Below are 24,384 nucleotides of genomic sequence, written 5' to 3'. Positions count from 1 at the left end.
CACGAGCTCCTTAGGCGAACAGCTCTTCGACCGTCAGGCCGCGCTTGGCAGCGACAGCCGAAGCGGTGGTCGAGTTCTTGAGGCCGTCCAGCGTGGCGCGGACCATGTTGTAGGGATTCGACGAACCGTGGCTCTTGGCCACGATGTCGGTGATGCCCAACACTTCGAACACGGCGCGCATCGGGCCGCCGGCGATGATGCCGGTACCCTTCGGTGCCGGGATCATGACGACAGAAGCGGCGCCATGGTGACCCGTCACGCGGTGGTGCAGCGTGCCGTTCTTGATCGAGATCTTGAACAGGTTGCGGCGGGCTTCTTCCATTGCCTTTTGCACGGCAGCGGGCACTTCCTTCGACTTGCCCTTGCCCATGCCGACCTTGCCGTCGCCGTCACCGACCACGGTCAGTGCCGCGAAACCGAGGATACGACCACCCTTCACCACCTTGGTGACGCGGTTGATCGCGATCATCTTCTCGCGCAGACCGTCCTCGGGTCCTTCGTTCTGCGTTCTTGCCTGAATCTTTGCCATTTTGAAATTCCTTAGAACTGCAGACCGGCTTCGCGGGCCGCATCAGCCAGCGCCTTGACGCGGCCGTGGTATGCAAAACCTGCGCGGTCGAAAGCGACCTTCTCGACGCCGGCAGCCTTCGCCTTTTCAGCGATGCGCTTGCCGATCAGCGTGGCGGCGGCGGCATTGCCACCCTTGCCCGATGCGCCGAGCGAACTGCGGACTTCGGCTTCGGCCGTCGACGCAGTGGCGATCACCTTGGCGCCGTCGCCGGAGATGACGGTGGCGTAGATGTGCAGGTTGGTCCGGTTCACCGTGAGGCGGGCAACGCCTTGCGTAGCGATCCGGATGCGGGTCTGGCGCGAGCGGCGCAGACGTTGTGCTTTTTTGGTCAACACCATTTTGCTGCCCCTTACTTCTTCTTGGTCTCTTTGATCACGATCTTCTCGTCCGAATATCGGATCCCCTTGCCCTTGTAGGGCTCGGGCGGACGAACAGCGCGGATCTCGGCGGCGATCTGGCCGACGCGTTGACGGTCGGCACCCTTGATCACGACTTCGGTCGGGGTCGGGGTGGCGACGGTGATGCCTTGCGGCATGTCGATGTTGACCGGGTGCGAATAGCCGACCTGGAGGTTCAGCTTGGCGCCCTGGGCAGCGGCCTTGTAGCCCACGCCGACCAGGTTCAGCTTCTTCTCGAAGCCCTTGGTCACACCGACCACCATGTTGTTGACCAGCTGGCGCAGCGTGCCGCTCATCGCATTCGCTTCGCGCGAATCGTTGGCGGGCTCGAAGCTCAGCTTGCCATCGTTGTTCGTGACGTTGACCAGCGCGTTGCGGGTCAGCGCGAGCGTGCCGCCCGTGCCCTTCACGTTGATCTGGTCGTCCTTGATCGACACATCCACGCCTGCGGGGATGGCGACCGGCATTTTTCCTACTCGGGACATTTGTTCGGCTCCTCGATCAGGCGACGTAGCACAGGACTTCGCCACCAACGCCGTTGGCGCGGGCCTTGCGGTCCGTCATCACGCCCTTGGGCGTGGTCACGATGGCTACGCCAAGGCCGTTCTGCACTTGCGGAATGGCGGCGCTGGCCTTGTAGACGCGCAGGCCGGGGCGGCTCACGCGCTCGATACGCTCGATGACCGGACGGCCAGCGTAGTACTTCAGCGCGATTTCAAGTTCGCTCTTGCCGGCTTCGGTCTTGACCTGGAAACCGTCGATGTAGCCTTCGTCCTTCAGGACTTGTGCGATCGCGACCTTCACCTTGGAAGACGGGACCGACACGGTCGGCTTCGCCACCATCTGCGCGTTGCGGATACGCGTCAGCAGGTCGGCAATGGGATCACTCATGCTCATGTTGTTTGCTCCTGCCTGGCTTACCAGCTGGCCTTGGTGACACCGGGGATGTCGCCGTTGAAAGCCAGTTCGCGGATCTTGGCGCGAGCCAGACCGAATTGACGGAAGGTGCCACGGGGGCGACCGGTGATTTCGCAACGGTTGCGCTGGCGAGTGGGGTTCGCGTTGCGCGGCAGCTTTTGCAGGCCGAGGCGTGCAGCGGCGCGCTCTTCGTCGCTCTTCTTCGCGTCGTTGGCAATCGCCTTCAGTTCGGCGTGCTTCGCAGCGTACTTGGCGACCAGGTTGTCGCGCTTGAGTTCGCGCTGGATCAGGGATGCTTTTGCCATGGTCGTCTCAGTTCTTGAACGGGAAACGGAAGCCAGCGAGAAGCGCCTTGGCTTCTTCGTCGGTCTTGGCCGTCGTCGTGATGCTGATGTTGAGACCGCGCAGGGCATCGACCTTGTCGTATTCGATCTCGGGGAAAATGATTTGCTCTTTCACGCCGATGTTGTAGTTGCCACGGCCGTCGAAAGCGCGGCCGGAGATGCCGCGGAAGTCGCGAACGCGCGGCAGGGCCACGGTCACGAAACGGTCAAGGAACTCATACATCTGCACGCCGCGCAGCGTGACCATGCAGCCGATCGGCTGTTGCTCACGGATCTTGAAGCCGGCGATGGCCTTCTTCGACTTGGTGACGACGGGCTTCTGGCCGGCAATCTTGGTCAGGTCGGCAACGGCGTTGTCGAGAACCTTCTTGTCGGCAACCGCTTCGCCCACACCCATGTTGAGCGTGATCTTGGTCAGGCGGGGCACCTGCATCGGCGAGGTGTAGCCGAACTTTTCGGCCAGGTCTTTCGCGACCTTTTCGCGATAGTGTTGTTGGAGTCGTGCCATGTGATTACCTCTTAGGCGACCTTGATTTCTTCGCCGCTGGACTTGTAAACGCGCACGCGCTTGCCGTCCGTGATCTTGATGCCCACGCGATCGGCCTTGCCGGTCGCGGCATTGAAGATCGCCACGTTGGATTGGTGAATCGGCATGGTCTTTTCAACGATGCCGCCCGCCGCACCCTTGAGCGGGTTCGGCTTGGCGTGCTTCTTGACGATGTTGATGCCGTCGACGATCAGGTGCGAGTCGTCCTTGCGCAGCGAAACGGTGCCGCGCTTGCCCTTGTCACGGCCGGCCAACACGATGACCTGGTCGCCTTTGCGAATCTTGTTCATGGCGTTGAATCCTTAGAGAACTTCGGGAGCCAGCGAGACGATCTTCATGAACTTCTCGGTGCGCAACTCGCGCGTGACCGGTCCGAAGATGCGGGTGCCGATCGGCTCCAGCTTGGCATTGAGCAGCACGGCGGCATTGCCGTCGAACTTGACGAGCGAACCGTCGGCGCGACGGATGCCCTTGGCGGTGCGAACCACCACGGCGCTGTAGATTTCGCCCTTCTTGACGCGGCCACGGGGTGCAGCTTCTTTGATGCTGACCTTGATGACGTCGCCAACGCTGGCGTAGCGACGCTTCGAGCCGCCAAGCACCTTGATACACAGGACGGATTTCGCGCCTGTGTTGTCGGCCACTTCGAGCCGGGATTCAGTTTGGATCATTGTTCGTAGTTCCCAACTTGTACCGTTGTCGCTCCAGGATGAAGCGGCGCCAGTCAGTCTTGGGCCCGTCGTTTGCTCCTCAAACCACTTGAAGAGCATCCGTATGGGCGGAAAGCCTCGCCTTTTCAAGCGAAGCCCGCGATTGTGCCACGGTGTTTCAGGGCTGTCAACTCGCGGGCGTCGACGCACGCAATCTGGCTAGACTCGCGGTCGTGCCGATGCAGCCAGCCCCTCCACGCCTCACGAGACGTTCGACGAGACGTCCGACGAGACGTCCGACGAGGCGTCCGACGAGTCGCCTGACGAGGCGCCGAGTGCTGGCCGGAATGGCGGGCCTGGCCCTGCCGTTGTTCGGATGCAACAGTCAACTGACGGCGGCGAAACAGCCCGGCCGGATGCGGCTGCTGGAGGAAGCACGGCTGCCGCACCGCATGACCTATGACGGCACCACGGTGGGCGGCCTCTCCGGGATGGACTATGACGCCGTTCGACGTGAGTATTTGCTTCTTTCGGATGACCGGTCCAACTTCGGACCCGAGCGCTTCTACACGGCGAATTGGACTGCCGGCGGCGGCGGGCCGCCGGCACTCACCGGCGTCACGACGCTGAGGCAGGCGGACAATACGACTTGGCCCGCGCGGAACGTGGCGCCCAAGGGCGTGCCCGTGCCCGACCCCGAGGCGATGCGGCGCCGCCCGGACACCGACACCATCCTCTGGGCTTCCGAGGGCGACGAAGTGCGCGGTTTCGGCCCTGCTCTATATGAATGCCGGCGCGACGGTAGGCTGTTGCGGCAGTTTGCGCTGCCGTCGATGTTCGAGCCCACGCCGGACGGAAAGCGCGGCACCCGCGACAACCTCGGGTTCGAGGGCCTGGCACTGACGCCCAGCCACCGAACGGCATGGCTCGCCATGGAGAGCGCGCTGATCCAGGATGGCCCGGTACCGACAGTCAACGCACCCGGCGGCCCCTGCCGTTTCACCGAACTCGACCTGGCCACTGGCCGCGTGTTGCGCCAGATCGCCTATGTACCCGACGCCATCCCGCTGCGCCCGCTCTTGCCGGGCACCTACGCCGACAACGGTGTCACCGAGATCCTGATGCTCGACACGCACCGGATGCTGGTGCTCGAGCGCGCATACGCCTCCGGTTCCGGGCATTCGCTGCGGCTGTATGAAATCGACACGCGCGGCACCCAGGATGTGCTGGCCATCGACGTACTCGCGCCCGGCAACCACCGGCCGGCCCCGAAGTTGCTGGTCGCCGATTTCTCGACGCTGGGCCTCTCTCGTCTCGACAACACCGAGGGCATGTGCTGGGGCCCGCCGCTGCGCAGCGGCCACCGCATGCTGGTCGTGGTCAGCGACGACAATTTCAACCCGCTGCAAATCACGCAGTTCGCCGCCTTCGAGTTCACCGACAGACCATGACCATCACCACCAACTTCTCCGCCCACCCCGACACCGTCTCCTTGCCGCCCATTGGTTTCATCGGCGGCGGCAACATGGCCAGCGCCATCCTGGGCGGATTGATCCGCAAGGGCGTGCCGGCCACGGCATTCGAAGTGGTCGAGCCATTCGAAGAGGCCCGCGTCCGGCTCGCACGGGACTTTGGCATCGCGGCACTGGCCGAGGCGGGCGCTGCGTTGTCGCGCTGCGAATTGCTGGTCTGGGCCGTGAAGCCGCAGATGTTTGCCGAGGCTGCCCAACCCGTGCGCGCCCATGCTGCACGGGCGTTGCACCTGAGCGTGGCGGCAGGCATTCCGTCCGACAGCATCGCCCGGTGGCTCGGCAGCGAGCGCATCGTGCGCGCCATGCCCAACACGCCGGCGTTGATTGGCCAGGGCGTGACGGCATTGTTTGCCCGAGTCGCCGCCATCGACGCCCGCGCGCTGGTCGAACAGGTGCTTGCGCCCACGGGCCAGATGCTTTGGGTCGACCGGGAAAGCGATCTCGATGCGGTGACCGCGATGTCCGGTTCCGGGCCCGCCTACGTGTTCTATTTCATCGAGGCGATGACCGAAGCCGGTATCGACATGGGGTTGACGCCCGAGCAGGCCCACCAACTCGCAGTCGGCACGTTCACCGGCGCCTCGGCTCTGGCGAGCGGATCGACCGAACCTCCTTCGGTGCTGCGCGAGCGCGTGACGTCCAAGGGCGGCACCACTTACGCCGCGATCACCTCGCTGGAAGGCGCACAAGTCAAGGCGAAATTCAAGGACGCGATACGGGCGGCGCAAGCAAGGGCGAAAGAGCTTGGCGAGGAGTTCGGCAAGGCATGAAATGAAACACCCCGGAGGCGCCGCAGGCGCTTCGGGGTGTTTCATCCATTTCAGCGCAATGCGTATCCGACCGCGATGCCGGCGAACAGCGAGCAGCCCAGCCAGTGGTTCAGCCGGAAAGCCTTGAAGCAGCCTTCGCGTGTCCGGGTGCGGATCAGCCGCCAGTGCCAGGCGGCCTGCGCAATCGCCGCAGCGACGGCCAGCAAGAAGACGACGCCAAGACCCCGGCTGTAGCCAACGCATCCCCAGATCGCGATGAAGACGGCATAGCTGACCATGACCGCGGCCACGTCGAACCTGCCGAAGGTGATGGCCGAGGTCTTCATGCCGATCTTCAGGTCGTCGTCGCGGTCGACCATTGCGTATTCGGTGTCGTAGGCCAGCACCCAGAACAGGTTGCCCGCGAGCAACCACCAGGCCAGATCGGGTACGCCGCCGCGTACGGCCGCGAAGGACATCGGAATGCCGAAGCTGAAGGCAATGCCGAGGACAGCCTGCGGAATCGACACGAAGCGCTTTGCGAACGGATACATCAGCGTGATCGCCAACGCGCCGAACGACCAGAGCACGGTGATGCGGTTGGTCGTGAGCACGAGCGCGAACGCGGCCAACGCGAGCAGCGCGCCAAACGACAGCGCCTGCTTGACCGAGATCGCCCCGCTCGTCACGGGGCGCTGCGCAGTCCGCTTGACGTGGCGGTCGAAGTCGCGATCGGCCACGTCGTTGACGCAACAGCCCGCGCTGCGCATGAGGATCGTGCCCAGCACGAACACGATGAGCAGGTGCCATCCGGGCCAGCCGTCCGCCGCGAACCACAGGGCGCCCAGCGTGGGCCAGAGCAGCAGCAGCCATCCGGCAGGCCGGTCCCAACGGATCAGGTCGAGGTAGAGGGAAAGCCGCCCGCGCGCCGGGGGCGGCGGGGATGCGTCAGTGTTCATGAGAGGCGCTTGACCCCCGGCAACTCGCAGGCATAGATCGCATTGCGCAGCGCGGCGATGGCCTCGTAGCGCGTGAAGCTGCGGCGCCAGGCGAGCACCACGCGCCGGGTCGGCGGCTCGCCGCCATGGGCATCGTCGATGGGGAGGTAGCGCACGATCTGCTCCTGGATCTTGCCGCCGGTGCGTCCCTTGGCCTTGGTCGGCAAGGCGTCGGCCGGCACTGAGAGCCGCGGCACCAGCGTGACGCCCATGCCGGCGGCCACCATGTGCTTGATTGTTTCCAGCGACGAGCCCTCGAAGCTCTTGCGGATGCCTTCGGCATTGCTCGAGAAGCGCGCGAATTCCGGGCATACCTCCAGCACGTGGTCGCGAAAGCAATGACCGGTGCCGAGCAAGAGCATCGTCTCGTTCTTGAGTTCGTCCGACGTGACCGACAAGCGCGAAGCCAGCGGATGGTGCGCCGGCAGCGCGGCCATGAAGGGTTCGTCGTAGAGCTGCGCAACCGCAAGGCCCGCATCGGGAAACGGCTCGGCCATGATCGCGCAGTCGATCTCGCCGGAGCGCAGCATTTCGAGCAGCCTGGCGGTGAAGTTCTCCTGCAGCATGAGCGGCATCTGCGGCGTGCGCGCGATGTTCTGGCGCACCAGGTCGGGCAGCAGGTAGGGGCCGATGGTGTAGATCACGCCGAGGATCAGCGGCCCGGCGAGCGGATCCTTGCCGCGCTTGGCGATCTCCTTGATGGCGGCAGCCTGGTCGAGCACGATCTGGGCCTGCTGCACGACCTGCTCGCCGAGCGGCGTGACGGTCACTTCGCCGGCACTGCGCTCGAACAGCTTGACCTCGAGTTCTTCCTCCAGCTTCTTGATGGCCACCGAAAGCGTGGGCTGTGAAACGAAGCAGGCTTCGGCCGCCTTGCCGAAATGCCGTTCGCGGGCGACGGCAACAATGTATTTGAGTTCGGTCAGGGTCATGGCTTTGGGGATTATGCGCAAGGGCTGCTCCGAACATGGACAGCCTCTGCGGCTGGTCAAGTCCGCACTCGTCAGGCCTTCAGGTATTCCGACTTGCTGCCCAGCCAGCGATCGACATGACGCTGCGCAAGGTCCGGGTGCCGGTCCAGCATGCGTGGCGCCAGTTCTCTCGCCCAGTCGAGCAGCAACGCGTCCTGCGTGAGGTCGGCGAACCGCAGCAGCGGGGCGCCGGATTGCCTTGCGCCCAGGAATTCGCCCGGCCCGCGAATCTCGAGGTCGCGCCGGGCGATCTCGAAGCCGTCGCCGGTCTCGACCATCGCCTTGAGCCGCGCGCGCGCCGCCTCGCCGACGCGGCCGCCTTCGTTGGGCGCATAGAGCAGCACGCAGGCCGAAGCGGCCGTGCCGCGCCCGACGCGTCCGCGCAGCTGATGCAGTTGCGACAGGCCGAAGCGTTCGGCGTGCTCGATCACCATCAACGAAGCGTTGGGCACGTCGACGCCGACCTCAATGACGGTGGTGCTCACCAGCACCTGCAGCGCTCCCTCGGTGAAGCTCGCCATCACCGCCTGCTTCTCTGCGGTCGGCATGCGCGAATGCAGCAGGCCGACGCTGACGTCGGCACCGAGCGTATCGGCCAACTCGTCGCGCGTTTCGGTCGCATTGCGCAAGTCCATCGCCTCGCTTTCCTCGATCAGCGGGCACACCCAATACACCTGTCGGCCCTGTGCGAGCTGGGCCTGGATGCGCGCGATCACCTCGTCGCGCCGATGGTCGGCCACCAGCTTGGTGACGATGGGCGTGCGGCCGGGCGGCAGTTCGTCGAGGGTGGAGACATCGAGGTCGGCGTAGTAGCTCATCGCGAGCGTGCGCGGAATGGGCGTGGCGCTCATCATCAGCAAATGCGGCTCCATTCCCTCGACCGCCTTGCCGCGCAGCGCCAGCCTTTGCGCGACGCCGAAACGATGCTGCTCGTCGATGATGGCGAGTGCGAGATGCTTGAACCGCACCTTCTCGGAAATCACGGCGTGCGTGCCGATCACCAGCGCCGCCTCGCCGCTCTCGACGGCGGCGGCCATGGTGTCGCGCTCTTTTTTCTTCTGGCTGCCGGTGAGCCACGCCACGCGCAAGCCGCGCTCGAGCAGCAGCGGATCCAGCCAGCTCACCAGCTTGCCGAAGTGCTGCGACGCGAGGATTTCGGTGGGCGCCATCAGCGCGCATTGATGGCCGGCGTCGATGCACAGCGCAGCCGCCAGTGCGGCCACCACCGTCTTGCCGGAGCCGACATCGCCTTGCAGCAAGCGGTGCATCGGGAGGGAGCGTGTCAGGTCCCTGGCGATCTCCTCGCCTACGCGCGCCTGCGCGCCAGTCAATGCGAAAGGGAGCACGCTCATCAACTGCGCATGCAGCGACGTCGGCGTGCGAACGGCGTCGAGCATTGGCGCACGCTGGGACGCTCGCTCGCGCCGCGCCTGCAGTTGCGAAAGTTGCTGCGCCAGCAACTCCTCGGCCTTGAGCCGCTGCCAGGCGGGGTGGCTGTGGTCTTCCAGCGTGGCCATTGCCACGTCGGGCGTCGGGTAATGCAGGAACGTCAGCGCGTCGCGCAGGCCCCATGCGCGGTGCGGCAGGTTCTGCTGGGGAATCGTCTCGTCGAGCACCGCGCGCGCCAGGCCGGAGCGCACCTCGCGCCGCAACACCGGCTGCGCCAGTCCTGCGATCGTCGAGTAGACGGGCGTCAGCGCCTGCGGCAACTCGGTGCCGGCGCTCTTGACGCTCGGCTGCATGATCTGCCGCCCCAGGAAGCCGCCCTTCAATTCGCCGCGCACGCGCACCTTCGCACCAACTTCGAGTTGCTTTTGCTGCGACGGATAGAAGTTGAAGAAGCGCAGGATGCAGGTGTCGCTGCCATCGTCGAGCGTCACCAGCAACTGGCGTCGCGGCCGGTAGGTGACCTCGCTTGCCACGACGACGCCTTCGATCTGCGCGAGGTCGCCATCGCGGGTGTCGACCAGCCGCACGACGCGCGTCTCGTCTTCATAGCGCATCGGCAGGTACAGCGCGAAGTCGATGTCGCGCAACAGGCCGAGCTTGCGCAGTGCGCGCTGGACCGGGCTCGGGCCACTGCCGGGCGGTGAAGCGGGAGCGCGAGCGGCAGGTGATTCGACCATCGGGCGATTCTGCCTTGGCCGGGCATGGGAAAATTCGCCCCTTCACTTGGAACGGGCCCGTTCGGCCCTCAAGCGCATGCGCAACTTTTCTCTCTCCGATTTCGATTTCCAACTGCCCCCTGAACTGGTGGCACAACACCCCGCCCCGGAACGCACGTCTTCCCGACTGCTCGATGGCACCGGCCCCGCGCCAATCGACCGCATCTTCAAGACCCTGCCCTCGCTGCTGCGCGCGGGCGACCTGCTGGTGTTCAACGACACACGCGTGGTCAAGGCGCGCCTCTTCGGCGAGAAGCCGACCGGCGGCAAGCTCGAATTGCTGGTCGAGCGCGTACTGGCCGGGCACGAGGTCGTGGCGCACATGAAGGTCAGCAAGAAGCCCCACATCGGCACCGTGCTGCAGATGGCCGGCGGCTTTCGCGCGACACTGATGGGGCGATGGCCCGATGCCAACGGCGCCCTGTTCCATTTCACCTTCGAAAGCGATGCGGGCGAAGACCCCTACGCGCTGATGAGCCGCTGCGGCCATGTGCCGCTGCCGCCCTACATCGAGCACACGGATTCGGCCGAGGACGAAAGCCGCTACCAGACCGTGTTCGCGCGCGTACCCGGCGCCGTCGCCGCCCCGACCGCGGCGCTGCATTTCGACGAAGCGCTGCTGGCCGAACTCGACGCACGTGGCGTGCAGCGCGCCAACGTCACGCTGCACGTCGGCGCCGGCACCTTTCAGCCGGTGAAGGTCGAGAACATCGCCGAGCACGAGATGCATGCCGAACGATACGAGGTCCCCGTCCTCACGCAGCAAGCCATTGCCGATTGCAAGGCGCGCGGCGGCCGCGTGGTCGCCGTCGGCACCACGACCGTTCGCACGCTCGAATCGTGGGCAAGGAGCGGCGAGGCCACGGGCGATACGCGCATCTTCATCACGCCGGGCTTTGCCTTCGCGCACGTCGACCTGCTCGTCACCAATTTCCACCTGCCCAAGAGCACGCTGATGATGCTGGTCAGCGCCTTCGCCGGCTACGAGCGCGTGATGGCGCTCTACGCGCACGCGATCCGCGAGCGCTACCGTTTCTTCAGTTACGGCGACGCCATGCTGCTCGTGCGCCAACCCTGAGCACCACCATGCTGAACTTCGAACTCCTCACGACCGACCCCGGCAGCCACGCGCGCCGCGGCACCCTCACACTCAACCACGGCCCGGTGCAAACGCCGATCTTCATGCCGGTAGGGACCTATGGCACTGTCAAGGGCGTGATGCCGCGCAGCCTCGAAGAGATGGGCGCGCAGATCATCCTGGGCAACACCTTCCACCTGTGGATGCGTCCGGGCCTCGACGTGATGGCCAGCTTCGGCGGCCTGCACGGCTTCGAAAAATGGAACAAGCCCATCCTCACCGACTCGGGCGGCTTCCAGGTGTGGTCGCTCGGCGCGATGCGCAAGATCAGCGAGGAAGGCGTGAAATTCGCGTCACCGGTCAATGGCGACAAGCTGTTCCTCACGCCCGAGGTCTCGATGCAGATCCAGACCATCCTCAACAGCGACATCGTCATGCAGTTCGACGAATGCACGCCATACGAGACCAAGGGCCACATCACCACGGAACGCGAAGCGCGCAGCTCGATGGAGCTGAGCCTGCGCTGGGCAAAGCGCTGCCAAGCCGAGTTCACGCGGCTTGAAAACCCGAACGCGCTGTTCGGCATCGTGCAAGGCGGCATGTTCGAGAACCTGCGCGAAGAGTCGCTGGCGCAACTGGTCGACATGGACTTCCCCGGCTACGCCATCGGCGGCGTGAGCGTGGGCGAGCCGAAGGAAGAAATGCTGCACATCATGGCGCACACGCCGCACAAGTTGCCGGCGCACAAGCCGCGCTACCTGATGGGCGTCGGCACTCCGGAGGATCTTGTGCAGGGCGTGGCCGACGGCGTCGACATGTTCGACTGCGTCATGCCGACGCGCAACGCGCGCAACGGCACGCTGTTCACGCGCTTCGGTGACCTGAAGATGCGCAACGCGCGCCACAAGAACGACCCGCAACCCATTGATCCGAGTTGCACCTGTCACGCCTGCACTGGCGCATCGGGCGTGTCATGGAACGACGGCGGACGCGAGGGCTTCAGCCGCGCCTACCTGCATCACCTCGACCGCTGTGGCGAGATGCTCGGCCCGATGCTCACAACCATCCACAACCTGCACTACTACCTGAACCTGATGTCGGAAATTCGCGCGGCGCTCGAAGCCGGGGAATTCACCGCGTTCCGCGCACGCTTCAAGGCGGAGCGCGCGCGCGGGGTGTAGCAGCGCCTTGCCGGCGCGCGATGGCAGAGGGCCTGCAGGGTGGTGTCCGGTCGGCGAAGCCAGCCGGTGGAGAGATGGGCCATGCGTGCAGCTCCGCACAAAAAAGCCCGGCACGCACAAGGCGCACCGGGCATCGACGCCACAGCGTCGATTTGCTTGCTGCGATCAGTCGCGCAATTCGGCCGGCACGGTGCCGCCGTTGGCTGCGAGCTTGGTCATCACCTGGCGATGCAGCCAGATGTTCATCTTGGCGCTGTCGCTGGTGTCTTCGGCATAGCTCAGCTCAGCCGCGAGTTCCTTGCGCGCGGCAAGGCTGCTGTCGAGGCCGAGCAGCTTCATCAGGTCGACGATGGAAGTGCGCCAGTTGAGGCTGCTGGCGCCCGGCATGGCATCGAGGATGCCGGCCACGTCGCCCAGCGGAATCGCGGGAGGCGGCGCGGGCACGGCGGGTGCGGGCGGTGCGCCCGGCGCGGGCGTTGCAACGGGTGCGGGTGGCGGCGCTTCGGCGGCCTTGGCGGAGGGAAAGATCTTGGAAAAGATGCTGCCGAAAATGCTCATTGGATTGCTCCCGTGGAAGGTAGTGCAGTGGATCGCCGCGGAACAGAGTGCCCCCGGCTCGAATGCGCACGGTCTGCGCGCGCAGACCGGGTTCTATCACGCCAAGGTCGGCACGGATGTGACGGGATGTGATGGCGCGTCGGGCGTCCTGGCCGCGGTGCCGCAGCCGTGGCAGAACCGCGAGAACGCACTCTTGCGGGTGTCGCAGGCGCGGCAGTTGTCGATCAGGCCGATGCCGCAGTGCGGGCAGAAGTCGATCGTGGTGTTCTTCAGGTCGACCGGGCGTTCGCAGCCGGGGCACACGCTCTTCGCGAGCCGTGCCAGGGCCGTGTCATAGCTCAGTTCCTCGCGCCGCACCTGGTCGGGTTGCGCTTCGGCCAACTTCTGGCGCGCGAGGTAGCGGTTGAGCGCCAGGATGGCATGGCGCCCGACCAGCACGGTGATGGCAATGCCCACGATGTAGCGCACATAGCCGCCATAGCTCGGCAGGTACGGCACCAGTTCGACGAAGAACGCGAACAGCGCGAAGAAGATGAAGCCCCACACGAAGGGCCAGTACGTGCCCTTGCGCTTCCTCGCGAACAGCCAGCCGGCCACCACCAGCAGCGGCAACGTGAGCGCCAGCCGGTAGCCGAACACGCGCAGCTCGACGCGGCGGTATTCGGCACGCAGCTTCACACGCGCATCGTCTTCGAGCACACCGAGCCTCCGCAATTCGTGCTCATGGGCCTGTCGCGCATTCAGGGCGATCTGGCGCTGCGCGTCCACCTTCTGCTGCTCGGCATCCTCCTTCGCCTTGAGTGCATCGAGCGCCTTCGTGCGTGCGATGAGTTCAGCGTCCTGGTCCGGCTGCTGCGTGGCATGACGCGTCGTCACCCAATTGGAGAAGGTCTCGCGGGCGTTCTGGCTGGCCTGCGAGGCCGCTTGCAGCTTGAGTTCGGCCTGGTCCAGGTCACGCTGTGCCTGACGGCCTGCGCGATCCGCCTCCGTGACCGCCGCGCGCAGCGGGCCGGCAGCCGCCTTGTCGATGAAGTCCTCCATCGTCAGCTGCCGCTCGACCTTGGGCAGGTCGCCCACCAACGTGCCGCCGAGCCCGATGAGAAAGCCCGCGAACACCAGCGCCACCAGCCACAGGCCCCGGTGAAACCATTTCTCCGACAAACGCAATGTCTTGCTCATGTAATCCTCACGCGATGATGGTTGTCGTGTCGTTCAGAGCTTGAGTTGTACCGGCTGCGCGCCGAGCCCGGCCCGGGGCAGCCAGGCGAACACCGAATCCACGGTGACAGTCTCGATGCGGTCGGTGAAGCGCTTTTCGTTCGGATGGTCGTCGAAAGCCACGTTGGCGGAACTGAGCCGCCCGCCGAGCCGCGTCAGCGCGCCGAGGTGCAAGGTCGTCGCCTCGTAGCCCTTGAACTGCAACCAGGCCTGCGCCTGCGAGCGGTTGCGTATCGTCGCAGGCTCCATCGCGGCGGCCAGCATCTCCAGCGCCCATTGATTGGACTGCTGGTACTTCTGTCCCCAAACGTAGCTCACCAGGCTGTAGGCCGGCGTGTTCAGTCGCACGATGCCCGCCCGCGGCCCCTGCAGCACCGCCAGCAATTGCGCTTGCACAGCGGGCGTCGGGATTTCCCAGGCGGCTTCGTAGCGCCAGAGGTCGTCGAGAAAGAACTCGCCAAGACCTTGCCGATAGAGCGATGCGACAGCGGTGCCGCACTGGTTGAGCTTGTGCACCACGCGCCAGGCACCATCGTCCGCCTTGTAGGCCAGGCCAAGGTGCGAATACTGCAAGCCATACCTCTGGAGGTCCTGCCCGGCCCGCGCCAGCAACACCACGCGCGCGCCACTGGCGTCCAGCGCCGCTGAAGTGCGTTCGGCCAATTGCATGCCCTTGGTGATGACGGCGGAGGTCGGTTTCCTGGTTTCGCACGAGCGGCCGGCGTGTGCGTTCAGCGGGAACAGCAGCAAACCCGCGACCATGGCGACAGCCGCGATCGCGACAGCGTCGAGGAGGTGCTTGAAGAGCTGACGCGAGGCCATTTCAGCTCAACCTCTCGTTGTAGAGCAAGGCCCGCCCGAGCGCATTGGGCACGAAAGCCAGCACCTCGCCGGCGGCCGACAGCACCACGCCGCTCGCGATCACGGTGACGACGACGGTACTGCCCACCACCAACGACGCGCCAGTGACGACGCGGCCGGCCACCTTGACGCTGGCACGCGCGCCGTCGGCTGCGCGTTCCAGCAGATAGATGGTGCCGTCCACCGAGGCTTCCACGGCCACCACCGTGAGGACGGCGCCGCCGACAGACAGCGCCGCCGGCACGGCGACCACCGCGGCCGCTGCCGTGCTTGCCACGGAAGCGGTGCCGACCACCGAGGCCACCGGCAGCATGGACAGCGCCAGCGAGGCTTCGCTCTGTGCGTTGGCTTGCACCGGTGCAGTCAGCGCCGCAAGCGACACGCACGCGGCGACGGCCAGCGTGGTGATGGACTTGTGGGCCCGGGAAAACGGGAGGAGATTCATGATGGCCTCGCGGCGTAGTGAAGGTGCGCGGATGTTGTTCCGCATGCGCTTCACGAGCCTCGAATTACTGCACCAGTGGCAAGAAGATACGCCGCTGGTATCTGGCGGCGATACCTGACGCCAGGAATCGCTAGCGCGTCATCAGGAGATCCGCTCGCGTGTACACCCGATCGGTGCCGGCGAGCCACTTGGCAACGCCCTCCAGCAGGCCTTGCGTGGGCGCGGGCGTGCCGGGCGACAGAAAAGTCAAAGGCAAGAGCAGGCTTACCGCGATCACGACCGCCGGAATGCGCGAATGCGGCCGCCCTTCCTGCAACAGCAAGAAGCCCGCGCTGGTCGCCACGCCAAGCACCAGCCCAGTTACCACCTCGGAACTTGAATGCGCAAACAGGGCGAGTCGAGAAACGCCGATGACGAGCGCAAGTGCCCAGCCTGCAAACGCCGCCCCGACCCTTACCGGATGGCGGCGCCGTGACGCCATCAACCAGAACACTACCGGCCAGATGCTGCCGGACAACGCCGTATGGCCACTGAAACCGGTGAAGTTGAAACGCGCGCTGCCGATGCCCCAGCCCATGAACGCGAGCTTGGAGCAGAGGACGATCAGGCCGACGCCGCCAAACATCACCACCCACAACCTCGCCGTCGGCCAGGTGCGGCGCGACAGCGAAAGCCACAGCGTGACCGACGCGGCGGCGGGCAACAGCAAGCCGCTGTCGCCCAGCCAGGTCAGTGCAAGCCAGAATGCGCGGGGGATTCGCACGATCACGTCCCAGAGCGGATCGCGCAAGAAGCCCATCAGGCCGCGAGCAGCGCGCGAACGCGTTGCTGTAGGGCGTCGGGCTGCACTTCCGCCGCCGGCACGGCCGGGCCAACGTGCAGGCCCACGCTGCTGAAGAATCCTCGGCGAAACGGCTTGGCCATTGCGATGGGCTTGCCGCCACGTTTCTCTATGCGGCTGAAGAAGGAGCCCCAGAGATTGCTCAGCGCCATCGGAATCACCGGCACCGTGATGCCCTCCTCGCGTGCGCGCTCGACGATCTTCACGACGCCGCCCTTGAAGGGTCCAATCTCACCATCGCGCGTGAGCGCGCCCTCGGGGAAGATGGCGAGCAAATCGCCTTCGCGCAATACCTGCGCGGCCTGCTCGAACGCGTTGTCGTAGGCCGCCGGATCTTCCTTTTGCGGCGCGATCGGAATCGCCTTGGCCAGCTTGAACAGCCATCCGAGCACCGGCACCTTGAAGATCTGGTGGTCCATGATGAAGCGGATGGGCCGAGGGCTGGCGGCCATCAGCAGCATTGCATCGACCAGGCTCACGTGGTTGCAGACCAGCACGGCCGCGCCCTCGTCCGGAATGTGCTGCTCGCCGCGCACCTTGAAGCGATAGATGAAATGCGACAGCATCCACGACACGAAGCGCAGGTAGTACTCCGGCACCAGCATGAAGATGTAGCCTGCGACCACCGCGTTGGCGATACCGGTGAACAGGAATATCTGCGGAACGGTGAAGCCGGACTTCAAAAGCGCACCGGCGATGATTGCACTGGCGATCATGAACAGCGCGTTCAGGATGTTGTTGGCCGCGATGATGCGCGCGCGGTGCGTCGGCTGGCTGCGCAACTGGATCAGCGCATACATCGGAACGCTGTAGAGGCCCGCAAACAACGAGAGCAGGCCCAGGTCCGCCAACACGCGCCAATGCGCAAACGTGTTCAGGAACGTGCCAAGGCCCATTTCCGCTGCCGCCGGCAACGCACGCGAGGCAAAGTACAGGTCGATCGCGAACACGCTCATCCCGATCGCCCCCAGCGGCACCAGCCCGATCTCCACTTGCCGGCGCGATAGCGTTTCGCACAGCAGTGACCCCGCCCCGATGCCCACGGAAAACACCACCAGCAGGAACGAGGCCACATGCTCGTCGCCGTGCAGCACTTCCTTGGCGAAGCTCGGGAACTGGCTCAGGAACACCGAGCCGAAGAACCACATCCAGCTGATGCCCAGCAGCGAGCGGAACACCACGACGTTCTGATTCGCCAGCTTCAGGTTGCGCCAGGTTTCGCTGACCGGATTCCAGTTGATGACCAGGCCCGGGTCGGTGGCGGGCGCTTTCGGAATGGCCTGCGCGACGCCGCGGCCGACCAGCGCCAGCATCACGCATGCCACCGCCACTGTCGTGTGGCCGATGCCCGGAATAGCGACGAGCAAGCCACCTGCGACCTGGCCGAGCAGGATCGCCACGAAAGTCCCCATCTCCACCATGCCGTTGCCGCCGGTCAGCTCGCGCGAATCCAGCACCTGCGGGAGCAGCGCGAACTTGACCGGGCCGAACAACGTCGAATGCAGGCCCATGAGAAACACGCAGCCCAGCAGCACCACGGCATCGGCCCGCACGAAACCCCAAGCCGCCAGCAGCATGACCACGATCTCGAGGTTCTTGACGAAGCGGATAACCTTCGTCTTGTCGAGCTTGTCGGTGAGCTGTCCGGATGTGGCCGAGAACAACAGGAACGGCAGGATGAACAGCGCACCAATGGCCAGGCCGGCCATCGCAGGCGGCATCCAGCTCAACTGCAGCTGGTAGGTCACCATCACCGTGAAGGCGAACTTGAACAGGTTGTCGTTCGCCGCGCCCGAGAACTGCGTCCAGAAGAACGGTGCAAAGCGGCGCTGCCCGAGCAACGTGAACTGATTGGCGTGCGGTTCTGCTTCGGGGGCTCCGGCAGAAGTGGCGGCTGCGGCGGATGTGTTCATTCGAATGGCCCTCACGGGCTCCTCAGGCCGTCAAGGCGGCGGCGCCCGGATTGTGCCGCAAGGTGTCCTTGCCGACTGCTTGCAATGCCACCAGCACGGGCAAACCGGCAAGGGAAGCCGCGAGGTGCTTCAGGGTATGGCCGGAAACCAGGTGCCGCGTTGCCTCGTAAATGGCGAAGTCGGCCAGCTCGAACAGCTTGGCGAGCGCATAGAAGGCGATGATCCAGCCCAGCTTGAGCCCGACGGCATCGGGCATCGGCTTGGCCAGCGCCAGCGTCAGCACCAGCGCCATGCCGCCAAATTGCACCACTGCCCATGGTGTGACGTTGCCCGTTTCGTGCCATACCGCCACCGCGAGCAAGCCGGATGCCAACGTTGCCCACGCGGCCAACCAGCCGGCGCGCTGGCTCACTTTTTCGCAGACTGCGAAACCGATCAGGCCGGCGAATGCGATGGCCATGCCGGCGCGGTCGGCAGCAAGGCGAAGCACGTCGGGCTGCAGGTGATAGAAGGTCGAGCCCGCGGCACAGGCGATCAGGCCGGCAAAGAAGATCCAGGCGCAGTCGAGTGAGCTGGCATGTGGCTCCTGCGCCACAGCGGCGGCAGGGTCGTTCGAACGATCGAGCCAGTGCAGCAGGCGCAAGCCCCAGAGTCCGATGGCCAGGAACGGCAGGTTGCTCAGCACATCCATGGCATTGGGCAACTGGTGCCAGGTCCGAACATCGGCAAATACCGATGCGCCGGCCTCGACGCCTGTCAACGCGGGAGCGAAGACCGCGACCAGGAGGAACAGGAGGAAGACGGACAGAAGTCCGCGTTCGCGTCGGCTCAGGTTGGGCAGGTGCATGACAACTCCGGGGTTGGTTGGCTGAGGCGCGCAATTTAAGTTGGCAACCGCCCCCGGAGCATCGAAAATTGATACGGCGCCTTTTTGCACGCCCTTCGGTACCAAATTTCTATACCTGACCACCAAGCATGAGCACGACCGTCGACCTGATCCTTGCCCTGAAAACCGAACTCAAGAACGCCAAGATGACCTACGCCGACCTGGCGCGGTCACTCGACATGGCCGAATCCAGCGTCAAGCGCATGCTGTCCAAGGGCGATATGCCGCTGAGTCGGGTCGATGCCATCTGCCGCGCGCTCAAGCTGGACTTCGCCGAACTGGCGCGGCGCGTGGCGGACGCGCAGCCGCTCCTCAAGGAACTGACGCACGAGCAGGAAAAGGCCGTCGTCAAGGACAAGAAGCTGCTGCTGGTGGCGATCAACGTGCTGAGCCAATGGACGCTGGAGCAGATCACCGGCGCCTACCGCATCACCGAGGCCGAGTGCATCAGCTGTTTCGCCCAGCTCGACCGCATCGGCATCATCGAACTGCGGCCGATGAACCGCTACCGGCTCAAGCTGGCCAAGACCTTCCGCTGGCGTCCGCACGGGCCGTTCATGGAGTTCTTTCGCGACAACGTGGTGCTCGACTACTACCGCGGCGGCTTCGACGGCCCCGCGGAGGCATTGATGCTGGTGCACGGCACGGTGAGCCGCGCGCTGGCGCCGTCGTTCCGGGAGCGGCTGCAGCGGGTGGCGCAGGACTTCGCGCAGCAGCACCAGATGGACCAGAAGCTGGCCCAGAAGGACCTGGAGGGCTACACGCTGGTGCTGGCGATGCGCAACTGGGAGTTCGAGGGCTTCACGCGGCTGCGGCGGTAGTGCCGCGCGTCAGTCGCGCAGCAGCGCCTCCATCAATTCGCGCACGATCGGCAGGGCCGGCGCCTCGGTGCGCCGGCGCAGGGTGACAAGGCCGAAGCGTGCGATGCCCTGCAAGTGCGGGGTCATCGTCAGCTCGACCAGGTCCGGCGCCGCCGCGCGGATGGCGAGCAGGACCGTGTCGGTTCGCCGCGCCACCTCCACCAGGCTGGGAATCTCTTCGCACTGCAGGGTCACGCAAAGCGCCGGATGGGCCTGCGGGCCGTAGGCTTCGATGAGGAGGCGCGCGACCTCCTCGCTCAGCGGGGTGGACGCGATCGGGTAGCGCTGCACGGCCTCGAAGGACACGCCATTGCGCTGTCGCGCCAGCGGATGACCGCGGCGGCACATGAAGACGCCGCGCATCTCGCGCAGCGCGCCGACCTCCAGGTCGGGAGCGGGTTTCAGCGAGCGTGCGTCGAGCACCAGCGCATCGAGCGTGCGCGCACGAAGTGCCTGCACCAGCAGTTCGGTACCGCCGCGCGACACGACCACGCGCACTTTCGGATGGTGCGTCGCCATGTGCATCAGGAGCGGCGTCATGAGCATTGCGCCCGGCCCCGACCCCATGCCGATGCGCACCACGCCGCCCAGCCCTTCGCGCATCTGCCGGCCGCTGTCGCGCAGTTCGTCGGCCTCGAACACCAGCTGGCGCGCGCGGTCCAGCACTTCGCGGCCGAAGGGCGTGAGTTCGCTGCGGCGTCCGATCCGGTCGAACAGCGGCATGGCCAGCTCGTCCTCGAGCGCACGAATGCTGCGGCTCAGCGCGGGCTGGGTGATGCACAGCAGCTGGGCGGATCTGCTGAACGAGCCACTTGTGGCGAGCGCGATCAAGTGCCTGAGTTGAACCAGTGTCATCGTGTGGGCCCGGAAAAACCTGCTTTGAACTCATGCTAATGCAGCCAACAATGCATTGGACGTTGGAGTTGATGACTTCTACGATCCGCGTGCGCTCGGTATCTCGCCACGCGCTCAACTCCCGGAGCCTCGATGACCCCGTTCTTCCAACGTTCGCACGCCCTTTTCGCCGGCCTGATGCTGGCCGGCACCCTGGCAGTCGCGCAGACCTACCCCAGCAAACCCGTCAACCTGATGGTGCCGTACCCTGCCGGCGGACCATCCGACGCGACGGCACGCATCTTCACCGTGCCTCTGGGCAAGGAGCTGGGCCAGCAGGTCGTCGTGGAAAACCTCGGCGGCGTCAGTGGCGCGATGGGCGCGCAGAAGGTGCTTGCGGCACCTCCCGACGGCTACTACATCTTCCAGGGCTCGCCGAACGAGGTGATCCTCTCGCCGCTGGCCAATGCAGCCGTGAAGCTCAAGACCGAGGACTTCCGCCTAGTGCACCCGGTGGCCGACGCGGTGATGGTCTTCGTGGCCCGCAAGGACCTGCCGGCCAACAACGTCGACGAGCTGATCGCGCTCGCGCGCAAGTCCGGCGACAAGCCGCTGAGCTACGGCAGCGTGGGTGTCGGCTCGCTCTACCACCTGATCGTGGAGAAGGTGCAGCAGGACACCGGCACCAAGTTGATGCATGCGCCCTACAAGGGCAACGCGCCCTTGCTTCAGGACATCGGCGGCGGGCAGGTCGATTTCGCGGTGCTGGTGTACAGCGCGGCGATGGGCGCCCTGGCCGAGCAAGGCCGGCTCAAGGTGATCGGCCAGCTCGGCGCGCAGCGCTCCGATCTGCTCAAGAACGTCCCGGCGGTCGGTGAAGGCAAGGAACTGAAAGGCTACGACTACAAGACCTGGAGCGGCTTCATGGTGCCGCGGAACACGCCGGACGAGGTGGTGCAGCGCCTGCACAAGGCGATCGGCCAGACATTGAAGGATCCGACAGTGCGCACGCAGCTGGCGGCCCAGACGCAGGTAGCTTCGGCGCCGATGTCGCTGGCCGAGTCGGCCAAGTTCTTCGAGACCGAGACCGCGCGCTACCGCGACATCGCCAAGTCGATCCACCTGCAGCCGCAGTGAGGCAATGCATGAGCACCGCACAGGACCGCCCCCGAGCAAGCTCGCACCGCAGTACGAAGCACGGAGGTCACCAATGAGCACCGTTCTTGAGCAACTGCACGCGCAGGCCGACACGTTCATCGACGTGCGGCGCGACATCCACCAGCACCCCGAACTCGGCTTCGACGAGCACCGCACCTCCGCGCTTGTCGCCGACAGGCTGCAGGCGTGGGGCTACGAGGTCGAGCGCGGCCTCGGCGGCACCGGCTTGGTCGGGCGGCTGGTGCGCGGCAACGGCCAGCGCCGCCTGGGCCTGCGCGCCGACATGGACGCGCTGCCGATCGACGAGGCCTCCGGCCTGGGCTACGCGAGTTGCCACACGGGCGTGATGCACGCCTGCGGCCACGACGGACACACGGCGATGCTGCTGGCGGCCGCGCACCATCTCGCCAGGAAGAGCGATTTCTCCGGCACGCTGAACCTGATCTTCCAGCCGGCCGAGGAAGGCGGCGGCGGTGCGCTGCGCATGATGGAAGACGGCCTGTTCGAGAAGTACCCGTGCGACGCGATCTTCGCGATGCACAACATGCCAGGCCTGGCGCAAGGCCGGCTGGCGCTGCGCGAGGGCCCGGCGATGGCGTCGTCGGACTACGCCACCGTCACGCTGCATGGCGTTGGTGGCCACGGCGCCATGCCGCACCGCGCGGCCGATCCCATCGTCGCGGCCGCCAGCATCGTGATGGCCTTGCAGACCATCGTGTCGCGCAACGTCGACCCGCAGCAGATGGCGGTGGTCACGGTAGGCGCGCTGCATGCCGGCAAGGCCAACAATGTCATCCCGCAACATGCCACGCTCGAGATCAGCGTGCGTGCGCTCGACCGGGAAGTCCGCGCCACGCTCGAGCGGCGCATCAAGGCGGTGATCGCGGCGCAGGCCCAGAGCTTTGGCGTCGAAGCGCAGGTCGACTGGCGGCCCGGCTATGCCGTGCTGGTCAACACACCCGTCGAAACGGCTTTCGCACGCGAGGTGGCGCTGGAACTGGTGGGGCCGGAGCGGGTCACGCTGCAAGGCCCGGCGCTGTCGGGCAGCGAGGACTTTGCCTTCATGCTCGAGCGCGTTCCCGGAAGCTACCTGCTGATCGGCAATGGCGATGGCGACAGTGTCGGCGCGTGCATGGTGCACAACCCGGGCTACGACTTCAACGATGACAACGTCGCGATCGGTTCGGCGTACTGGGTCTTGCTGGCCGAACGATTCCTGCGTTGAAGGCTCGCTTCATCAGTCTTCCACCACGCTACCGCGTGACTCGCGACGCATGAAACCAGGACGAGCACCGAGAAGTCTGTTCGTGGGCACCCGTGGAACCGGCTTTGCCGGGCCACCGGGTGCGCCCCCTCGAGGGAGAGGCGCCGCAGGCGCGTCGGGGGTGTTTCCTCCTACTCCGCGGCGGTGAACACGGTGAGCACGCCGGTATAGCCATACAGGTGATGCCGGGCGATTTCACCTGCGGCGAAGAAGCCGACCAGCGGCACGTCGCCCAGTGCATGCCGCACGATCTGCAATTCTGCGCCCGGTGCGCCGAAGTGCGGGCCGCCGCGCCCCGAGCAACTGACGTATATGGCGCCGGCAATGCCGCGCGCCGGATGGGGCGCTGCGTCGGCCTCGCCGGCCGCGATGGCAATGGCGGTTTCGAGCGTCTGCTCTTCCGGCTCGAGTTCTTCGCGGATTTCGGCGCAGATGCGCATCAGGTCCGCACGGGCGGCCTGTGCATTGCGGCGGCAAAAGCTCATGCGCATGCCTTCTTCGACCTGGTCGGCGACGGCGATGCCGCGGCGCGTCGGGTCGAGGCCGATGATGTGGCGCACGACCACGTCGGCCCCGAGGTCGCCGGTACGGCGCACACCGTCGCTGCCCGCGTCGACGAGTCCCACCAGCGTCGCGCGCACCGCGTCGATCGCCTCCTGCGGTTCGTCGAGCGATACCGCCAGTTCAGCCAGCAACACGTCGAGCGCGGGCTCACCGTCGAGCGCGAAGATCACGTTGCCGTCGGCCTTGGTGATTTCGCGCTCGCGCCCGGCCCCACCCGCCAGCGGCTGGCAGCCCTGCGTCACACGCGAGACGACGCGCACGCCTTCGCCGAACACCACACCGGACAAGCCGCCGCTGAACACGCCGCCTGCCGCCCCATGGCCCTTGATGTTGCCATTGCCGCTGACCGCGAATTGCAGCGAACCGGCGCGCCCTGACGAGAGGCCGCCGAAAAGGTAGCCTGTGTCGGTGCGAACCGCGAGGTCGCCGATCAAACTGGGCAGGTCCGGCGTTTCAGCGTCGGCATGCACGAGCGCGGTGTGCGCCTCGAAGCCGCTCATTTCGGAGCCGGCCAACGGAGCCACGCCCGAGAACACGCGGTACTGGTCGCTGGGCAACTCGCAAAGCATCACGCTCAGCGCAGGCTCGTCGAAATACTCGGCGTTGTTGGCCGAGATGCCGACCCCGACAGTGCCGGCCCAATCCGTGACCTCGGGCAGTTCGGCGCCAAGGTGATCGAGGATTTCCTGCGCGTCCTCGCTGTAGTGGTCGGTGATGTAGAGCAAGCCCAGTGTCGGCGACTGCGCATAGTCGCCCAACACCATTTGCGCGCGCAACTGGGCCAGCACGAGGCCGGCTGCCATTCGCCACTCGGGATGGGTCGCGTGACCGGAAGGAAAGAGCTTCATGTCAGTGCTCCATGACGCCGAGCGTCTTCCGC

The 24,384-nt window shown here is 65.7% G+C and carries 27 protein-coding genes; 7 read left to right on the top strand and 20 right to left on the bottom strand.

Translation table 11 applies throughout. The features are described from left to right. Positions 1-10: 10 nt before the first annotated feature. From rpsE to rplN, 8 genes are read right to left on the bottom strand one after another with little or no spacing between them, the layout of a single operon-like run. Entirely contained in the window at positions 11-529 is a 519-nt protein-coding gene (gene rpsE / locus WKW80_RS20590) for a 30S ribosomal protein S5 (RefSeq protein ID WP_140840889.1), read from the bottom strand. 11 nt (positions 530-540) lie between these two features. Continuing rightward, positions 541-906 (bottom strand): 50S ribosomal protein L18, encoded by a 366-nt coding sequence (gene rplR, locus WKW80_RS20585; RefSeq protein ID WP_340365470.1) that lies wholly within the window; start codon positions 904-906, stop codon positions 541-543. Positions 907-920: 14 nt separating this feature from the next. After that, a complete protein-coding gene (rplF, locus tag WKW80_RS20580) occupies positions 921-1,454 on the bottom strand; it encodes a 50S ribosomal protein L6 (RefSeq protein WP_340365434.1) in 534 nt (177 codons plus the stop codon). A gap of 16 nt (positions 1,455-1,470) precedes the next feature. Beyond that, positions 1,471-1,866, bottom strand: a complete 396-nt coding sequence (gene rpsH / locus WKW80_RS20575) for a 30S ribosomal protein S8 (protein WP_340365433.1) — start codon at positions 1,864-1,866, stop codon at positions 1,471-1,473. 20 nt (positions 1,867-1,886) lie between these two features. Then, positions 1,887-2,192 (bottom strand): 30S ribosomal protein S14, encoded by a 306-nt coding sequence (gene rpsN, locus WKW80_RS20570; RefSeq protein ID WP_038118843.1) that lies wholly within the window; start codon positions 2,190-2,192, stop codon positions 1,887-1,889. Positions 2,193-2,199: 7 nt separating this feature from the next. Next, positions 2,200-2,739, bottom strand: coding sequence for a 50S ribosomal protein L5 (gene rplE, locus WKW80_RS20565; RefSeq protein WP_340365432.1), 540 nt, complete (start codon positions 2,737-2,739; stop codon positions 2,200-2,202). Positions 2,740-2,750: 11 nt separating this feature from the next. Continuing rightward, entirely contained in the window at positions 2,751-3,068 is a 318-nt protein-coding gene (rplX, locus tag WKW80_RS20560; RefSeq protein ID WP_340365431.1) for a 50S ribosomal protein L24, read from the bottom strand. 12 nt (positions 3,069-3,080) lie between these two features. Next, positions 3,081-3,449, bottom strand: coding sequence for a 50S ribosomal protein L14 (gene rplN / locus WKW80_RS20555; protein ID WP_009124801.1), 369 nt, complete (start codon positions 3,447-3,449; stop codon positions 3,081-3,083). A gap of 326 nt (positions 3,450-3,775) precedes the next feature. Between rplN and WKW80_RS20550 the strand changes: the two genes are divergently transcribed. Together WKW80_RS20550 and proC are read left to right on the top strand one after the other, a co-directional pair. Then, positions 3,776-4,879: an esterase-like activity of phytase family protein gene (locus tag WKW80_RS20550; RefSeq protein ID WP_422822932.1), complete on the top strand. Its 1,104-nt coding sequence runs from the start codon at positions 3,776-3,778 to the stop codon at positions 4,877-4,879. Then, positions 4,876-5,730: a pyrroline-5-carboxylate reductase gene (gene proC / locus WKW80_RS20545; RefSeq protein ID WP_340365429.1), complete on the top strand. Its 855-nt coding sequence runs from the start codon at positions 4,876-4,878 to the stop codon at positions 5,728-5,730. Before WKW80_RS20550 ends, proC begins: the two co-directional genes overlap by 4 nt. Positions 5,731-5,780: 50 nt before the next feature. Here the strand turns inward: proC and ubiA are convergent, their stop codons facing one another. The 3 genes from ubiA to recG all read right to left on the bottom strand — a co-directional run bounded on the left by ubiA (position 5,781) and on the right by recG (position 9,804). Then, a complete protein-coding gene (gene ubiA / locus WKW80_RS20540; RefSeq protein ID WP_340365428.1) occupies positions 5,781-6,668 on the bottom strand; it encodes a 4-hydroxybenzoate octaprenyltransferase in 888 nt (295 codons plus the stop codon). Then, positions 6,665-7,639 carry a LysR substrate-binding domain-containing protein gene (locus WKW80_RS20535; protein ID WP_340365427.1) on the bottom strand — a complete coding sequence of 325 codons (975 nt, stop codon included), beginning with the start codon at positions 7,637-7,639 and terminating at the stop codon, positions 6,665-6,667. Before WKW80_RS20535 ends, ubiA begins: the two co-directional genes overlap by 4 nt. 71 nt (positions 7,640-7,710) lie before the next feature. Continuing rightward, positions 7,711-9,804: an ATP-dependent DNA helicase RecG gene (gene recG / locus WKW80_RS20530; protein ID WP_340365426.1), complete on the bottom strand. Its 2,094-nt coding sequence runs from the start codon at positions 9,802-9,804 to the stop codon at positions 7,711-7,713. A 76-nt stretch (positions 9,805-9,880) separates the two neighbouring features. Here recG and queA point away from each other — a divergent pair, with 76 nt between their 5' ends. Beyond that, positions 9,881-10,921 (top strand): tRNA preQ1(34) S-adenosylmethionine ribosyltransferase-isomerase QueA, encoded by a 1,041-nt coding sequence (gene queA / locus WKW80_RS20525; RefSeq protein ID WP_340365425.1) that lies wholly within the window; start codon positions 9,881-9,883, stop codon positions 10,919-10,921. An 8-nt stretch (positions 10,922-10,929) separates the two neighbouring features. Next, positions 10,930-12,102, top strand: coding sequence for a tRNA guanosine(34) transglycosylase Tgt (gene tgt, locus WKW80_RS20520; protein ID WP_340365424.1), 1,173 nt, complete (start codon positions 10,930-10,932; stop codon positions 12,100-12,102). A gap of 165 nt (positions 12,103-12,267) precedes the next feature. On the opposite strand, the gene WKW80_RS20515 is transcribed toward tgt, so the two are convergent. From WKW80_RS20515 to WKW80_RS20485, 7 genes are all read right to left on the bottom strand, one after another. Next, positions 12,268-12,660 (bottom strand): DUF3597 domain-containing protein, encoded by a 393-nt coding sequence (locus WKW80_RS20515; RefSeq protein ID WP_340365423.1) that lies wholly within the window; start codon positions 12,658-12,660, stop codon positions 12,268-12,270. 96 nt (positions 12,661-12,756) lie between these two features. Next, complete coding sequence (locus WKW80_RS20510; protein WP_340365422.1) at positions 12,757-13,839, bottom strand: serine endopeptidase; 1,083 nt, start codon at positions 13,837-13,839, stop codon at positions 12,757-12,759. A 33-nt stretch (positions 13,840-13,872) separates the two neighbouring features. Next, positions 13,873-14,640, bottom strand: a complete 768-nt coding sequence (locus tag WKW80_RS20505) for a DUF2145 domain-containing protein (protein WP_340365469.1) — start codon at positions 14,638-14,640, stop codon at positions 13,873-13,875. A 61-nt stretch (positions 14,641-14,701) separates the two neighbouring features. After that, on the bottom strand, positions 14,702-15,184 hold the full coding sequence (locus tag WKW80_RS20500) for a hypothetical protein (RefSeq protein WP_340365421.1): 483 nt from the start codon (positions 15,182-15,184) through the stop codon (positions 14,702-14,704). Positions 15,185-15,314: 130 nt separating this feature from the next. After that, positions 15,315-15,983: a phosphatase PAP2 family protein gene (locus WKW80_RS20495; RefSeq protein ID WP_340365420.1), complete on the bottom strand. Its 669-nt coding sequence runs from the start codon at positions 15,981-15,983 to the stop codon at positions 15,315-15,317. Then, complete coding sequence (locus WKW80_RS20490) at positions 15,983-17,938, bottom strand: MFS transporter (protein WP_340365419.1); 1,956 nt, start codon at positions 17,936-17,938, stop codon at positions 15,983-15,985. Before WKW80_RS20490 ends, WKW80_RS20495 begins: the two co-directional genes overlap by 1 nt. 22 nt (positions 17,939-17,960) lie before the next feature. Then, the gene (locus WKW80_RS20485) at positions 17,961-18,785 is read right to left on the bottom strand and encodes a hypothetical protein (protein WP_340365418.1); all 825 of its coding nucleotides are present in this window, start codon (positions 18,783-18,785) and stop codon (positions 17,961-17,963) included. A gap of 128 nt (positions 18,786-18,913) precedes the next feature. Between WKW80_RS20485 and WKW80_RS20480 the strand changes: the two genes are divergently transcribed. Further along, positions 18,914-19,645, top strand: coding sequence for a helix-turn-helix domain-containing protein (locus tag WKW80_RS20480; RefSeq protein WP_340365417.1), 732 nt, complete (start codon positions 18,914-18,916; stop codon positions 19,643-19,645). A 9-nt stretch (positions 19,646-19,654) separates the two neighbouring features. Here the strand turns inward: WKW80_RS20480 and WKW80_RS20475 are convergent, their stop codons facing one another. Beyond that, on the bottom strand, positions 19,655-20,539 hold the full coding sequence (locus WKW80_RS20475) for a LysR family transcriptional regulator (protein ID WP_340365416.1): 885 nt from the start codon (positions 20,537-20,539) through the stop codon (positions 19,655-19,657). Positions 20,540-20,671: 132 nt separating this feature from the next. Between WKW80_RS20475 and WKW80_RS20470 the strand changes: the two genes are divergently transcribed. Together WKW80_RS20470 and WKW80_RS20465 are read left to right on the top strand one after the other, a co-directional pair. After that, positions 20,672-21,655: a tripartite tricarboxylate transporter substrate binding protein gene (locus tag WKW80_RS20470; protein WP_340365415.1), complete on the top strand. Its 984-nt coding sequence runs from the start codon at positions 20,672-20,674 to the stop codon at positions 21,653-21,655. Positions 21,656-21,728: 73 nt separating this feature from the next. Then, positions 21,729-22,901, top strand: a complete 1,173-nt coding sequence (locus WKW80_RS20465) for a M20 aminoacylase family protein (RefSeq protein WP_340365414.1) — start codon at positions 21,729-21,731, stop codon at positions 22,899-22,901. 170 nt (positions 22,902-23,071) lie between these two features. On the opposite strand, the gene WKW80_RS20460 is transcribed toward WKW80_RS20465, so the two are convergent. Then, the gene (locus WKW80_RS20460) at positions 23,072-24,352 is read right to left on the bottom strand and encodes an FIST signal transduction protein (protein WP_340365413.1); all 1,281 of its coding nucleotides are present in this window, start codon (positions 24,350-24,352) and stop codon (positions 23,072-23,074) included. Positions 24,353-24,384 lie beyond the last annotated feature (32 nt).

The sequence above is a fragment of the Variovorax humicola genome (genome assembly GCF_037889915.1).
Classification (GTDB): domain Bacteria; phylum Pseudomonadota; class Gammaproteobacteria; order Burkholderiales; family Burkholderiaceae_C; genus Variovorax; species Variovorax humicola.
This window is presented reverse-complemented; position numbering and strand designations above follow the sequence as displayed.

Excerpts from the sequence above, each read along its gene's own strand:
- rpsE (WP_140840889.1), bottom strand. The coding sequence starts at position 529 with ATGGCAAAGATTCAGGCAAGAACGCAGAACGAAGGACCCGAGGACGGT.
- rplF (WP_340365434.1), bottom strand. The coding sequence starts at position 1,454 with ATGTCCCGAGTAGGAAAAATGCCGGTCGCCATCCCCGCAGGCGTGGAT.
- rpsH (WP_340365433.1), bottom strand. The coding sequence starts at position 1,866 with ATGAGCATGAGTGATCCCATTGCCGACCTGCTGACGCGTATCCGCAAC.
- rpsN (WP_038118843.1), bottom strand. The coding sequence starts at position 2,192 with ATGGCAAAAGCATCCCTGATCCAGCGCGAACTCAAGCGCGACAACCTG.
- rplE (WP_340365432.1), bottom strand. The coding sequence starts at position 2,739 with ATGGCACGACTCCAACAACACTATCGCGAAAAGGTCGCGAAAGACCTG.
- rplX (WP_340365431.1), bottom strand. The coding sequence starts at position 3,068 with ATGAACAAGATTCGCAAAGGCGACCAGGTCATCGTGTTGGCCGGCCGT.
- rplN (WP_009124801.1), bottom strand. The coding sequence starts at position 3,449 with ATGATCCAAACTGAATCCCGGCTCGAAGTGGCCGACAACACAGGCGCG.
- WKW80_RS20550 (WP_422822932.1), top strand. The coding sequence starts at position 3,776 with ATGGCGGGCCTGGCCCTGCCGTTGTTCGGATGCAACAGTCAACTGACG.
- proC (WP_340365429.1), top strand. The coding sequence starts at position 4,876 with ATGACCATCACCACCAACTTCTCCGCCCACCCCGACACCGTCTCCTTG.
- ubiA (WP_340365428.1), bottom strand. The coding sequence starts at position 6,668 with ATGAACACTGACGCATCCCCGCCGCCCCCGGCGCGCGGGCGGCTTTCC.
- WKW80_RS20535 (WP_340365427.1), bottom strand. The coding sequence starts at position 7,639 with ATGACCCTGACCGAACTCAAATACATTGTTGCCGTCGCCCGCGAACGG.
- recG (WP_340365426.1), bottom strand. The coding sequence starts at position 9,804 with ATGGTCGAATCACCTGCCGCTCGCGCTCCCGCTTCACCGCCCGGCAGT.
- queA (WP_340365425.1), top strand. The coding sequence starts at position 9,881 with ATGCGCAACTTTTCTCTCTCCGATTTCGATTTCCAACTGCCCCCTGAA.
- tgt (WP_340365424.1), top strand. The coding sequence starts at position 10,930 with ATGCTGAACTTCGAACTCCTCACGACCGACCCCGGCAGCCACGCGCGC.
- WKW80_RS20515 (WP_340365423.1), bottom strand. The coding sequence starts at position 12,660 with ATGAGCATTTTCGGCAGCATCTTTTCCAAGATCTTTCCCTCCGCCAAG.
- WKW80_RS20510 (WP_340365422.1), bottom strand. The coding sequence starts at position 13,839 with ATGAGCAAGACATTGCGTTTGTCGGAGAAATGGTTTCACCGGGGCCTG.
- WKW80_RS20505 (WP_340365469.1), bottom strand. The coding sequence starts at position 14,640 with ATGGTCGCGGGTTTGCTGCTGTTCCCGCTGAACGCACACGCCGGCCGC.
- WKW80_RS20500 (WP_340365421.1), bottom strand. The coding sequence starts at position 15,184 with ATGAATCTCCTCCCGTTTTCCCGGGCCCACAAGTCCATCACCACGCTG.
- WKW80_RS20495 (WP_340365420.1), bottom strand. The coding sequence starts at position 15,983 with ATGGGCTTCTTGCGCGATCCGCTCTGGGACGTGATCGTGCGAATCCCC.
- WKW80_RS20490 (WP_340365419.1), bottom strand. The coding sequence starts at position 17,938 with ATGAACACATCCGCCGCAGCCGCCACTTCTGCCGGAGCCCCCGAAGCA.
- WKW80_RS20485 (WP_340365418.1), bottom strand. The coding sequence starts at position 18,785 with ATGCACCTGCCCAACCTGAGCCGACGCGAACGCGGACTTCTGTCCGTC.
- WKW80_RS20480 (WP_340365417.1), top strand. The coding sequence starts at position 18,914 with ATGAGCACGACCGTCGACCTGATCCTTGCCCTGAAAACCGAACTCAAG.
- WKW80_RS20475 (WP_340365416.1), bottom strand. The coding sequence starts at position 20,539 with ATGACACTGGTTCAACTCAGGCACTTGATCGCGCTCGCCACAAGTGGC.
- WKW80_RS20470 (WP_340365415.1), top strand. The coding sequence starts at position 20,672 with ATGACCCCGTTCTTCCAACGTTCGCACGCCCTTTTCGCCGGCCTGATG.
- WKW80_RS20465 (WP_340365414.1), top strand. The coding sequence starts at position 21,729 with ATGAGCACCGTTCTTGAGCAACTGCACGCGCAGGCCGACACGTTCATC.
- WKW80_RS20460 (WP_340365413.1), bottom strand. The coding sequence starts at position 24,352 with ATGAAGCTCTTTCCTTCCGGTCACGCGACCCATCCCGAGTGGCGAATG.